This is a genomic window from Agrobacterium salinitolerans (genome assembly GCF_002008225.1).
Lineage (GTDB): Bacteria > Pseudomonadota > Alphaproteobacteria > Rhizobiales > Rhizobiaceae > Agrobacterium > Agrobacterium salinitolerans.
Genome location: NZ_MRDH01000027.1, coordinates 30,173 through 43,041, shown reverse-complemented (window position 1 = coordinate 43,041; position 12,869 = coordinate 30,173). Strand labels below are relative to the sequence as shown.

Annotated in this window: 12 protein-coding genes; 7 read left to right on the top strand and 5 right to left on the bottom strand. The window is 56.5% G+C overall.

All coding sequences use genetic code 11. From position 1 onward, the window contains the following. Positions 1 to 2 precede the first annotated feature (2 nt). From BS627_RS18570 to BS627_RS18550, 5 genes are read left to right on the top strand one after another with little or no spacing between them, the layout of a single operon-like run. On the top strand, positions 3 to 836 hold the full coding sequence (locus BS627_RS18570) for a transporter substrate-binding domain-containing protein (RefSeq protein ID WP_077984833.1): 834 nt from the start codon (positions 3 to 5) through the stop codon (positions 834 to 836). Between the two features lie 10 nt (positions 837 to 846). Further along, the gene (locus BS627_RS18565) at positions 847 to 1,560 is read left to right on the top strand and encodes an aspartate/glutamate racemase family protein (protein ID WP_077984672.1); all 714 of its coding nucleotides are present in this window, start codon (positions 847 to 849) and stop codon (positions 1,558 to 1,560) included. Then, a complete protein-coding gene (locus tag BS627_RS18560; RefSeq protein ID WP_077984671.1) occupies positions 1,560 to 2,216 on the top strand; it encodes an amino acid ABC transporter permease in 657 nt (218 codons plus the stop codon). The genes BS627_RS18565 and BS627_RS18560 overlap by 1 nt, the downstream gene beginning before the upstream one ends. Then, on the top strand, positions 2,213 to 3,007 hold the full coding sequence (locus tag BS627_RS18555; protein ID WP_077984670.1) for an amino acid ABC transporter ATP-binding protein: 795 nt from the start codon (positions 2,213 to 2,215) through the stop codon (positions 3,005 to 3,007). The genes BS627_RS18560 and BS627_RS18555 overlap by 4 nt, the downstream gene beginning before the upstream one ends. A 19-nt stretch (positions 3,008 to 3,026) precedes the next feature. Then, on the top strand, positions 3,027 to 4,283 hold the full coding sequence (locus BS627_RS18550; protein WP_077984669.1) for an NAD(P)/FAD-dependent oxidoreductase: 1,257 nt from the start codon (positions 3,027 to 3,029) through the stop codon (positions 4,281 to 4,283). 358 nt (positions 4,284 to 4,641) lie between these two features. Here the strand turns inward: BS627_RS18550 and BS627_RS18545 are convergent, their stop codons facing one another. Continuing rightward, on the bottom strand, positions 4,642 to 5,208 hold the full coding sequence (locus BS627_RS18545; RefSeq protein ID WP_131829430.1) for a hypothetical protein: 567 nt from the start codon (positions 5,206 to 5,208) through the stop codon (positions 4,642 to 4,644). A 535-nt stretch (positions 5,209 to 5,743) separates the two neighbouring features. On the opposite strand from BS627_RS18545, the gene BS627_RS18540 reads away from it, so the two are divergent. After that, the gene (locus tag BS627_RS18540; RefSeq protein ID WP_077984666.1) at positions 5,744 to 6,142 is read left to right on the top strand and encodes a DNA breaking-rejoining protein; all 399 of its coding nucleotides are present in this window, start codon (positions 5,744 to 5,746) and stop codon (positions 6,140 to 6,142) included. Between the two features lie 112 nt (positions 6,143 to 6,254). Further along, positions 6,255 to 6,896, top strand: a complete 642-nt coding sequence (locus BS627_RS18535; RefSeq protein ID WP_205635505.1) for a CPBP family intramembrane glutamic endopeptidase — start codon at positions 6,255 to 6,257, stop codon at positions 6,894 to 6,896. Between the two features lie 362 nt (positions 6,897 to 7,258). Here the strand turns inward: BS627_RS18535 and BS627_RS18530 are convergent, their stop codons facing one another. The 4 genes from BS627_RS18530 to BS627_RS18515 form a co-directional block, all read right to left on the bottom strand. Continuing rightward, positions 7,259 to 8,380: a TIGR03364 family FAD-dependent oxidoreductase gene (locus BS627_RS18530; RefSeq protein ID WP_077984665.1), complete on the bottom strand. Its 1,122-nt coding sequence runs from the start codon at positions 8,378 to 8,380 to the stop codon at positions 7,259 to 7,261. A gap of 97 nt (positions 8,381 to 8,477) precedes the next feature. Beyond that, on the bottom strand, positions 8,478 to 10,484 hold the full coding sequence (locus BS627_RS18525) for a putative 2-aminoethylphosphonate ABC transporter permease subunit (protein WP_077984664.1): 2,007 nt from the start codon (positions 10,482 to 10,484) through the stop codon (positions 8,478 to 8,480). Positions 10,485 to 10,486: 2 nt separating this feature from the next. Then, entirely contained in the window at positions 10,487 to 11,662 is a 1,176-nt protein-coding gene (locus BS627_RS18520; RefSeq protein WP_077984831.1) for a putative 2-aminoethylphosphonate ABC transporter ATP-binding protein, read from the bottom strand. Between the two features lie 89 nt (positions 11,663 to 11,751). Beyond that, a complete protein-coding gene (locus tag BS627_RS18515; RefSeq protein WP_077984830.1) occupies positions 11,752 to 12,774 on the bottom strand; it encodes a putative 2-aminoethylphosphonate ABC transporter substrate-binding protein in 1,023 nt (340 codons plus the stop codon). Positions 12,775 to 12,869 lie beyond the last annotated feature (95 nt).

The window sequence follows — 12,869 nt, the reverse complement described above, 5'->3', positions numbered from 1 at the left end:
CCATGAACAGACGTGACTTCGGAAGAGTAATGCTGCTTGCAGGGGCTGCAGCACTCCTCCCATCTTCCGCACTTCTCGCAGCAACCGAAGGCGCAACGCTCGAAGCGATCCGAGCCCGCGGTACGTTGCGGATCGGCGTGTTTGCAGGCACCGAGCCTTATTATCACAAGAACCTGGCGACCGGAGAGTGGGAAGGTTTCTGCGTCGCAATGGGCCGTGATCTGGCGCAACATATCGGCGTCAAACTGGAGTTGGTCGAGACGACCTGGGGCAATTCCGTGATCGATCTGCAAAGCAACAAGATCGACATCATGTTCGGGCTTAGCAACAATCCGGAGCGCGCCAAGGTTGTCGACTTCACCAAGGCGTTGATGGACAATACTTTCACCCTCGTTGCCCGCAAGGACCTGGAAGTGACGAAGTGGGAGGAGATGAACAGGCCGGAGATGCGGGTAGCCGTCGACCTCGGCTCGACGCAGGACAATTTCGCCCGCAAGAACCTGCCGAACTGCACACTGGTCGCGCTCAAATCTGCGGATGAGACCATTCTGGCGCTTCAATCGGGCCGCGCCGACGCCATCATTCAGGTCGCCCTGCTTGCTGTCGTGACGACGAAGAACCTTGCGCCGAATGTCAAGCTTATCATTCCTGAACCCCATGCAAGCCAGCCGACCACGATTGGTGTGCGCCGCGATCCGAATGGCGAGTTCCGCGATTATGTCGATACCTGGCTTGCGGAGCGCCGCGAGCAGGGCAAGATCTCGAACTGGATTGTCGAAAGCCTCGCACTCGTCGGGGTCGACAAGGCTGCATTGCCTGCAAATCTGACGTTCTGACAGGAACCCAATGTCCGCTTCCTCAGGTGCCTTGGGCATCATCATGCTGGATACGACGTTCGAGCGTCCACCTGGTGATGTCGGCCATGCCGGGTCATGGCGTTTTCCGGTCAAGTTTCGCAAAGTGCGCGGTGCGTCCGTTTCCCTCGTCGTCCGTGCAGGCGGCGAGGGTCTCGTTGAAGATTTCATCGCCGCCGGACGAGAGCTGATCTCGGAGGGCTGCAGCGCAATCATCACGTCTTGCGGCTTCATGGCGCGACATCAGCGGAAATTGGCCGAGGCGCTCGGCGTGCCGGTCGCCGCCTCCAGCCTGATGCAGCTGCCCATGGTGGAAATGACGCTTGGCGCCGGGCTGCGTCCCGGCGTGATAACCTATGATGCCGCCAGCCTGGGTGATGACGTGTTCGAAGCCTGTGGGGCCGATCCATCGGTGCCCGTGCGCGGCGTGCCCTCCGGCGGCGCTTTTCATGCGCTCATCGAGGGCTCCGCGGCATATGATCATGCGGCGCTGGAGGCCGAAGTGATCGATGTTGCCCGAAAGCTCATCGCCGAGCATCCCTCGGTCGGCGCGATCGTGCTGGAATGCACCAACATGCCGCCCTTTGCACAGGCGATCTCGGCAGCCCTCGGCCTTCCGGTATTCGACATCCTGACGCTTGGCGAGTGGCTTTTTACATCAACCTCTCCCCGGATATTCCGCGGGGCCGAACAAAGCGCGCTGTGATGCAGTATCAATGGGACTTCTCCGGCCTTTGGCAGTACCGCGGCCTGTTTCTTCAAGGCTTGGGTTATACGGTCGGCTTTACTGTTCTGACCATCATCTCCGGCATCGTCGTCGGCACGGTCTTCGCTCTTGCCCGGCTCTCTGGGATGAAAGTCGTTACCGTTCCGATCATGACGATCGTGGAACTGTTCCGCTGTACACCTGTCCTCGTGCAACTGGTCTGGTGTTATTATGCCCTGCCCATGCTGGTCGGTATCCAGATTTCGCCAGCGATGGCGGCCTTCATCACGCTGACCATGTACGGCGCCGCGTTTTATGCCGAGATCATCCGGGGCGGCATCGTCTCGATCGATACGGGACAATGGGATGCGGGCCGCGCGATCGGCATGCGGCGAGGCCAGTTGATGGCCAAGATCATCCTGCCGCAGGCATTGCGCCGCATGGTGCCGCCGCTGGTGAACCAGTCCGTCCTGCAGCTCAAGAACACCTCGCTTCTCTCCGTGCTCGCGGTGCCCGACCTGCTCTATCAAGGTCAACTGGTGACATCCGCCACCTACCGGCCACTCGAAACATACACCCTGATTGCAGCCATCTATCTGGCCGTCCTGTTTCCCATGACACGCCTGGCGCATTGGCTGGAGGGCCGCAGGACATGAATAACGAGATCCAGACGATGGCCGGCACGGAACCGATGATCGAGGTCGTGGGCTTGAAGAAGTCCTTCGGACCGCTGGAGGTCCTGAAAGATATCAATCTTTCCGTGCCACGCGGTCATGTCGTGGCGATGATCGGGCCGAGCGGTTCGGGAAAATCCACCCTGTTGCGCAGCCTCAATCTGCTGTCATTGCCCGATGCGGGCTGCATCACCATCGGCGGAAGGCGAATGGACTTTTCCTCGGGCCACGTCGCCATGCGCGACCGGCATCTGGCAACCTTCCGCGCCAATACGGGAATGGTGTTTCAAAACTTCAATCTGTTCCCGCACATGAGCGTCATCGACAATGTGATGATCGGGCCGGTGAGCGTGTTGAAACAGGAAAGCAATTCTGCGCGGACACTCGCGATGGAGCTGCTCTCCAAAGTCGGGCTGGTCGAGAAAGCCGATGCACGCCCGGAGCAGCTTTCCGGTGGACAGAAGCAGCGCGTGGCGATTGCCCGGGCACTGGCCATGAAACCGGAGGTCATGCTGTTCGATGAGGCCACCTCGGCACTCGATCCGGCACTGGTGGGTGAGGTTCTGGCGGTCATCCGCCAACTCGCCGAGCAGGGTATGACGATGATCCTCGTCACCCATGAGATGGCTTTCGCCCGCGATGTCGCCGACACCGTCATCTTCATGCAGGACGGCTTCGTCATCGAGTCGGGCGATGCGCGCCAGGTCATCAACGAACCCCGCGAGACGAAAACGCGGGAATTCCTCAGCCATTTCCATGGCGGACTTTCCTGAGAGCAGGACGAAAACGGCAATGACAGGCAAGGTAATCGTGGTCGGCGCGGGCATCATCGGTGCCACCACAGCTTTAAGATTAGCGGAAGCGGGCTGGGATGTAGTTCTTTGCGATGGCAATGCGCCAGGCAGCGAGGCCGGCGCAAGCTATGGCAATGGCGGCTGGATCAGCCCGGCATCGATCATCCCGATGAGCATGCCTGGCCTGTGGCGGAAAGTCCCCAGCTTCCTCCTCGACCGAAACGGGCCGCTGACGATCGATTGGGCGTCTCTGCCGCAGCTGGCGCCGTGGCTCCTCCGTTTTTTGTGGGCAGGTGCGAGCAAGGCACGCGTGCGCCGGACGGCGAAATTACTGAACTTCCTGCTGCACGATGGACCCGAACGGCATCTGGAGCTCGCGCGGAAGACCGGACAGGAGCAGCTCATTCTTCAAAAGGGGCTGCTCTACGCCTATCCCGACCGAGCCTCCTTCGAGGCCGAAGCACTGAGCTGGGAGCTGCGTCGCGAGAATGGCGTTGCCTATGCGGAATGGAATGAGGCTGAAATCCGCGAAAGGCTGCCGGCGCTCGGCCCTGCCTACCGGTTCGCCATCCATGTGGTCAACGGTGCCCATTGCCGAGACACCGGGCGCTATGTAGCCGGCATTGTGGACGCCGCGCGGCGCAGGGGCGTCCAATTCCACCAATCCGCCGCGACCGCCATCCTCGACGGCGCGACACCGCAGGCCGTGCTCGAGGGCGGCGAAACGTTATCTGCCGACCGCATCGTCGTGGCTGCGGGCATACATTCCGGCCATCTGCTGCGCCCGCTCGGCGTGCGCATTCCGATGCAGAGCGAACGGGGTTACCATGTGACCGTTACATCGGGGCAAACGCCTTTCGAGATCCCGGTGATGCCGAGCACCGGCCGGATGGCCAACACACCGACAGACATGGGTCTGCGCCTTTCGGGCCAGGTCGAGCTCGCATCAGTCGATAAACCTCCGAATTGGGAGCGCGCGCAGGTGCTGCAACGGCATGCCCTGGCGAGCTACCCCTATCTGTCCACGGACAAGACACTCAGGCTTCGGCTCTGGATGGGGCATCGTCCCTCCACACCGGATGGCCTGCCGGTGATCGGCCCGCTGTCGCGGCACCCTGGTCTTGTCGCCGCATTCGGCCACGGGCATGTCGGCATTGCCGCCGCTCCCAAGACAGCAGATCTCGTGCTCGACGCACTCGAAAGTCGCATCAGCGGCGAGGCGCTTCCGTTTCTGCCGAACCGTTTCAGGCAATAATTGAACATGACCGGAAATGAATAGAGTCCGATGACAGTCGGCTCCTGTGGCGCACTCAAGAACCTTGGCGCCTTGAAGGGAAGTGCACCTGCGACCCGCTGATCTAACGAGTGAAATCTTATGAAGCTCAGCGGCTTAATCGGCTAGGGATTTACAGGAAGACGACTTCATGAGCTCGCCGAGTATAGTTACGCGCGGCGCGTTGACTCGTTAGAGAAAACCCGTGGCAAGAGGGTACTATTGTTCCGTCGCCAGCCAACAATCTCTCGGCTTGCAGCTCACTGGCCAGGCGGAAGGAGAAACCTCGACATCGTTTCAAACTCTTCTATGGATTTGGACTGACGTTTAGCGTCTCAGATCAGGTTGTTCCTCCAGTCACTATCAGGGCAATGATGAGGACGAAGAAAAATGCCTGAAGGTATACCTTCAGAGCCAGTATCAAAGCTGTTAGAGAGGTTGTAGCCAGAGAACGTCTAAACTGAAGCGCCTGTACGTAAAGGTACCAGAGTGTTACTACGACCAACACCGCAGTCCCGATAGCGGCTGCTCCGGCAAACCTCTGGCCACTGACGATATAGGATAGCGAGACCATCAATGCATAAGCCGCAGCCAAATAACATTGTCCGAAAAATGCGGGGCGCAGGTTCTTCCGCTCAAGAGATAGTCCTCGCTTGCGTACGTAGCAAAGTGCAGCGAACAGAGGCAAAAGTCCGAACAGGAACGATCTCATTATTATCAAATTTTGGTCGGAACTGATAAACGATTTTGCGACTTCGCTCCCGGGATGAATGTGTTCGAGATTTAGACCGAGTTCGGTGAAATGCACAACCGCTAGGGTGATCAGTAGCAGTAATGGCGGACTGAGCGCGTCGGTGTACTGCCGCTCGACACCTTCTTTCAGCTCATGGTCTGAGTAGTCGATCATACGCAGTGGGTGCGTGATCGTAAGCCACATTGTACGTGGATAGTAAATGAACCACGTCATGACTTCGAAGAGTAATTCTTCGAATGAGCGAAGAAGTTTTAGGAAATCCAATCCGGCCTCTATTGATCGGCACCAGGACACTGTTCGATGCCACCGAAACATCTCTCATCGAAAAAGTGGTAAAGCCTCGTCAATACGGAGCGTCTGTGATTAGCGTCGTCATGAAAAAGCGTACCATTGTTTCACGACAGAACACTAGCCATGCGCCAGCTCGATGGCAACTCCTCGAACAATCGGCAGTTTAATCGTGTCCACATCCCCACTGTTTGATGTCACCGGTTCTTCGTGAGGTATGTAGTTGCAATCGCTGAATTCCTAGCCTTTCCGGCTTCCCTATTCGGCTCTGACGAGTTACGTTTCGCTCGACGCATCTCCAGAATTTGCTACCAAGGTGTAGTACACGAAGCGACGCGCGCATCAGAGTGACGGACCTTGAAAGACACATTTCACTCTGCCGGTTAGGAGAAGCCATTCGATGAAGGCCATCAAGTTCCTGATTTTCAGCGCTGCCATTTTTGCGACAGTTCCAGCTTTAGCAAACGACGTAAGGCGCGAAGTTGTGCATTTTGCCGCAGGCTCCTCGACTTCGACCATTACGTCCTCGATCAAGGGCTATCAGACTGTTCAATACGTGATGTCGGTTACTGCCGGCCAGACGATGAACGTTCAGCTCGACTCGCGAAATACGAGCTTGTACTTCAATGTGACAGCGCCTGGCGCCGACGCAGCGATGTATAACAGCGCCATCGACGGCAATGGCACAAGCATCTCAATCCCCTCAAGCGGAAATTATGTAATTGATGTCTACCTGATGCGAAACGCCGCCCGTCGCAACGAGTCCGCGGGTTACGATCTCACGCTCTACGTCGAATAGCCATCTCATCAGAGGCTCCGAGATGATCTCATCGGAACGCGATCTCCCACTATACAACGGAAGGCCGGTTGAGATTGAAGGGATAGGATGGCTTTTTCTTATGGCGTCAGTGATGATCGCCTTTCTGGCGCTCATTTTCATCCCGATGCGCAGCTTCCCGTACAATATTGTCCCGGCGCTTCTGTTTGCCGCTATCCCGCTGATGGTTCTCCGAAGAGCAGCCGGGTCGTGTTGGAAGTGCCTATTCCGACCAATTAACCGTCAATCTTTGGCTCTCATGGTGCTCTTCGGCTTGATCACGTTTATCGGATCGCTTGCAACGGGCTGGATGCTCCAACGGTATTTCGAGCTTCGTCCAAACCCGATGTCGGACGCGTTCGCGACCATGTCCACCGTCAAGATCGGAGAGACGTTTGTAGTCACCTGTATCCAGTTGTTAGGAGAGGAGTTACTAGGCATCCTACCATTCCTTGGAATACTTTGGTTCTGCGTAAGACGCCTCCACATGGCGCGAACGCCAGGGATTGTTATAGCTCTGATCATGTCTGGGCTTCTCTTCGGCGCTGCGCATCTGCCAACATACGACTGGCACTGGGCGCAATCTTTAATAGGGATTGGCGTCACCCGTACCCTTCTGACGCTCGCCTTCATCGCTACAAGAAATATCTGGGTGTCTACCGGTGCTCACATCATCAATGATTGGACGGGACTTGTCCTTGCGATTGGTCTCGGGCATTTTCCGATCAACCCGTAGTAATGACACGGCGATATATCAGCCGGACTTAGAAATCGCGTCCCCAGGGAAAAAAGAAAAAGTAAAGTTGCGAGCCGCATCTAACTTTCTGTGATACGTGTGTCGCTGCGCGACTGGCAAGACGCAAGCCACGTCCATCAAACAAAGTGCTGGCGCGCGTGGGAAGGCTGAACTCCGGAAATCTGCGCGAGTATTATTTAATGCCTGCGTCCTGTGGCCGGAAGGCGATCTCGAAGGCCGTCAGTTGCAGCCCGCACGATACTCTTGCCAGCGGCATGAACTACCAAGCACAGACGGAGAGTACCGATGACTCGAAAATTTGTTGCAATCGAGTGATCACATTGGCCCTTTCGGTCACGTCTTCAGGCGAAAAGCTCTTCGACGACTTGCTCCCCCAGTGCAAAACCCGTCGATGCGCCGCTGCCACTGGTCACAATTACGAGTCGGACATTGTCGGCGGGCTCGTCGAGCATGACCGGATTACTGGCCGAAGCATAGGTGCCACACCAACGCGAAACCACCTTTCGACTGGGCAAGTCAAATATTTGATCGAACGCTTCCATCACGAGGTGATCGATGCGTTCCTTGGCAAACGGTTCAGGTGCATCGCCGTAAACGTGACTGTCGCCCACGACGAGTGAGCCATCGGCCGATTGCACCGATATAAGATGAATTCCTTCTGAACGCATCTCTCCAAGCTCACTATCCAGGCGGTCGCAGAGCGCCCGGGCTGGAGCCAGATCGGCAAAGCCTTCGTACCGGCCATAACTCATGTCGGACATTACCGCCGCGCCGAACCGGATAGGCTGGTCCGGCATCACACGGAGCATCTGCAAACTGCAGATACTTGGATTAACAGCCGCTATACGTTCTGGAAAAAGGGTCGAGAAATCATTGCCGGGACATACGATACAAGCCTGCGCTTCGATCACGCCTCGGCTTGTCACGATCTTGGTGCCATCGATCGCGGTGACCGCCGTGTTCCACTGAAATGCCACGCCGTGACGCTGTTCCAGCCACGCAGCAATTTTGGGAAGTGCTTCACGCGATTCAACGCGCAGTTCATGCGGGCTCCAGAGAGCTGCTCGCATGCCATCTTGCCGTATACACGGCACATGCTGCAAAGCTTGAGCAGGTGTTAGACGGCCGCAATCTTCACCCATCGGCGTTGCCAGAAAAGCCTCCATCACCGCTTCGGCTTCGGCTCTGTAAGCTGGCATGACCAACCCTGTGTGAAGCACTTCGATCCCGGCCTCTTTCGCGACGTCTTCCCAGATTTCCCGCGAGCGCCGGGCACGCTCCCACTGCTGGCCTTCCTTTTGTCCAGAGACAGTGATGAAACCGAAATTTCGAATAGACGCGCCGATTGCTTTTGAGTTGCGCTCCACGATCAGAACTGTCTTGCCCCTTCTTACGGCCGCAAACGCCATGGAAAGGCCGACAATACCCGCCCCGACGACGACAAGGTCAAGCTTGCTGTTCATATGATCTTTTCCGCTTTACGGATTGACGCGCAAACCTCGCCGTCAATCAGCTCGTTCATTTCTGTTGTTTCCAAGATGGCCTTCCGCACGCCGCCGGTCATCTCCAGGCCTGCGTGCGGATGAGGATTCCTCGCGCAACGCCGGCATGGATGAGCTTGGCGATAACGTTCGTATAGAAAATCATCATGCCCATCGCGGCTGCGGGTGCGATGTCACCTGCATCATCCATGTTGAGCACAGCGACAGACGCGAGCTTCGTGTCAGAAGCGTAGAGAAACACCACGGCGGACACCGTCGTCATTGCATTGACGAAAAGGTAGATCGCGATGCTGAGAATCGCAGGCAGGCAAACGGGAACCGTAACGCGGAAAAACAGTCTGTAGAAGGGCTGTTTCAACGATGATGAGACTGATTCGAACTCAGGATCCATCTGCTTCAGTGCAGTCAGGGCCGTCAGGTGCGCGACGGTGTAAAAGTGTGTCACCGTGCAGACGACCAGAATGGTCATAGTTCCATAGATGGAATTAAGGGGGTTGGCGGGATTGTTGAAGAAGAAGATGTAAGCCAGCCCGAGAACCATTCCGGGGACCGCCATAGGCATCATCGCCAGAAAATGGAACATCCCCCGACCAAGAGCAAAGCCTTGCGCCTTTTCGACCATATACGCCCCGGCGAAGACAACAATGGAACCGAATATTGCAGTCAGAAGCGCGAGATGGATTGAATTATAATAGGCATCCCATCCGCCGCCATCCATGAGATCGAACGCAAAATTTTTGGCCGTAAGGCTCAGATCGTAGGGCCAGAATTTCACCACGGCTGCGAGTTGGCACATGGCGATGATCCCAAGGACAAACAAGGCCACGAGACTACAGAATGCGAAGCAGGCCGTATCGAACCGCGGATTTGGCTTCGGGGCATATGGAACGGCGCGAGCCGAAAGCAGTGCAACCTGCCGCCTTTGCATCAATCGGTCGACCGCAAATGCAAGAACGGCGGGGAACAGGAGGATCACGGATACGACAGCGCCCATCTCGAAATTCTGCTGACCGATAACCTGCTTGTAGATGTCAACAGCCAGCATGCCATACTGACCACCGATAACCTTCGGCAATCCGAAGTCAGTGATGACCAGCGTGAAGACAACGAACGCGGCCGAAACAACGCCATAGCGCGCTCCAGGCACCGTGACGGTCCAGAACGTCCGCCACTTGCTGGCCCTCAGCGAAGCTGCAGCTTCGTAGTGGCGTGCATCGGCGATCGACAGAGCGGTCGAAATGATCATGAACGCATGCGGCAGCGTGAAGAAGATCGAACCAATAACAATCCCGATCGGCCCGTAGATGGAATAACCCAGCAACCAGTCCTTGAATACCCCCTGGTTGCCGAACAGATAAACAAGCGCAATGCCTGGCAACAAGGATGGAACGAGGATAGGAATGGTCAGGATACCCCTCACCGCTCCCTTCCAGGGCATACAGCTCCGTGCGAGTGCATAGGCGAGCGCGAACGCGATGCTGACCGTGGCAACGGTGCTGATCGTAGCCATCAAAACAGAATTACGGATAGATTGTGCAAGAGCCGGCGTGGAGAAGTAAGTCAAGAAATTTGAAAGGCCGAAGTCACGAGCCGGACGAAGAACAACGCGACGAAATGTATTGGAATCGTATTCCTGCCAACTGGTGTCCCTCTGCAACGTCGATCCAACGAGATAGGCAGCGTCGTCTGATGTGCCGCGGATTCGATACTTCACAGGACTGCGGAAGTTGAATTCGGCAAAAAGTTTCGTTGCGGCCAGACGACCGTCGGAGGTGGTGTCGAGGTCTGCGCCCGAAAAGGCACCGGTCGCTGCATTCAGTTTTGCGGCACTTGTCGGATCGGTCCAGTTGAAACCACTTTCATCACTGACCTGGAATTCAAAACTGCCGAGGTCGAAACGGTACGTCGAAAACGACTTGGAAAGCATGACATACAAGGGTGCGGCCAAGGCAACGAGCAGATAGAGGCCAATCACGACCATGAGCCCCCGCTTGACAAACTCGTCTCGTGAAATGTCCTGCTTGAGTGTCCTGCCCGCAGGCATCCCGTCCATCACAAGTGACATTATCAGGTTCCTTTCGGATAAAGGAGGAGGCGGTCACGGGGGATTTCGACCTGTATAGCACCGCCGACCTCGATCCTGAGGCGACGCACCGCATTAACGGAAAAGTCCGCAACCAGAATAGTCTCCCCGAGCCGTGGAGCGGTCAGGCGCGTGCGCCAGAACATGCCAAGAAACTCCATATCAAGAACCTGTGCATCAATCAGGTTCTGGGGTGTCACTGGGCGGTCAGCAGCATTCGCGGCGTGGGCATCCGCGCCATGCGGAATGATATCCACCGGGCGGACGACGGCGGTTATTTGCGTGCCGATTGCCATTTGACTGGCATCGCAGGAAAACTCTGAACGACCGATCTCGATCGAACCTATTGTCGCGACGCGCGCTTCAAACTGGTTTGTCTCGCCGATGAAATCGGCGACGAAGAGGGATTTCGGATGCCGGTAGATTTCGGTCGGGGTCCCGATCTGTTCGATCACGCCGTGGTTCATCACTACGATGCGATCTGCCATTGCCAGGGCTTCCTCCTGGTCATGCGTTACCATGATCGTCGTTACGCCGAGCTTTCTTTGCAGCGACTTGATCTCATGGCGCAGGTGAACGCGGACTTTCGCATCAAGAGCTGAAAGCGGCTCATCCAGCAGCAGAAGGCCAGGCGATACCGCAATCGCACGGGCAAGCGCAATACGCTGCTGCTGACCGCCGGAAAGCTGTGACGGATATTTTTTTGCCTGGCTTGAAAGCCCCACAAGCGACAGTAGTTCGGAAACGCGCGCGGCGATCTCTGCGGGGCGACGTCCGGCATTTTCCAATCCGAAGGATATGTTTTTTTCGATCGTCAGGTTTGGAAACAGCGCGTAGGACTGGAAGACAATACCGTAATCGCGCTTCGAAGCCGGGAGGGTGGAAATATCCTTGCCTGCCTGAACAATCGAGCCGCGCGACTGGAGATCCAGCCCTGCGATTGCCCGCAACAACGTCGTCTTGCCGCAGCCGGATGGCCCAAGAAAACAGACGAACTCACCCTGCCTGATCAGGAGCGAGATATCCCTAAGCGCGACGAAGTCGTCATATTGTTTCCACAGGCCGGCAACTTCCAGATACTCCGGCCTCAAACTGTCACCCTCCAGAACAGGGCGCTGTACACTCGTATGTGTCGGTTCGACTGCCAAAGCATGTCTCATGATGTTGCTCCGATCAAAGAAGGCAAGCCTTTCGTTTGACGGGTGGCCGCCGGCCACCCCGTCTGGGTCCCGAGTGGACTACCGCCGCATCAGCTCTTCGGTTCCGACTTTGCGTCAAAGCGTCTCTGCCATTCTTTGAGGATTTCGCCACGATGGTTTGCGGCCCATTCGAAATCGTTCTTGATCATTTTGGACGGAATGTCGGCAGGAAGAAATTCGACCGCCTTTGCAACGCCCGGATAGGCAACAACGGCATAGCCAACGTTGTACATTTCGTTGGCTTCCTTGGTGATCGACCAGTCGACCAAGGTCTTTGCCGCTTCGAGTTTCGAGGTGCCCGCGATGATGGCAGTCGCTTCAGCCTCCCATCCAGAGCCTTCCTTCGGGAAAATGATGTCGATAGGCGCGCCGGCCGCCTTTGCCTTGGCTCCCGGAAACTCGAAGGATACGCCGATGACCGTTTCGCCGGACGCCGCCATCTTGCAGGGCTTGGATCCGGAATGGGTGTAGGCTGAGATATTTTCATGGAGCTTGTCCATGTAACTCCAGGCCTTTTCTTCGCCGAATGTCTGTATCCAGCCGGACACGTCCAGGAAGCCGGTACCCGAAGAGGCTGGGTTGGGCATGACCACGTGCCCCTTGTACTCGGGTTTGGTCAGATCTTCCCAGCTGACGGGTGCCTTCAAACCAAGTTTCTCGCCTTCCTTGGTGTTGTAGCAAAGTGCTGCGACGTAAGCGTCCATTCCCACCCATGAAGGTGGCGTGTCGGCATCAACGAACTTCTTATCGAGGGCTTCGACACCCTTCGGCTGATAGGCTTCAAGCATGCCTTCGGACTTCAGGAGTAGCAGCGAGGTCGCAGCCACACCCCAGACGACATCCGCCTGCGGGTTGTCCTTCTCGGCGAGTAGCTTGGCGGTCATGACGCCGGTCGAGTCCCGCACCCAGTTTATCTTAATGTCAGGATTTGCTTTCTCGAAAGCCTGCTTGTATCGATCAAGATCAACCGCCTCAATTGAAGTATAGACAGTCAATTCTGTCTGGGCGAGTGCAGCAGAGGAAAGCATAGTGGCTGCTGCCAAAGCCATGAAAAAATGCGTGCGCCTGTTCATGTCCGGTTCCTTCATTGAAAATTGAAATGTGCCAAAAATCGCAGGAGACGACCGCATTTTCCGCCGTGGCCCGTCCGCTGGTACCCATTCTGCAC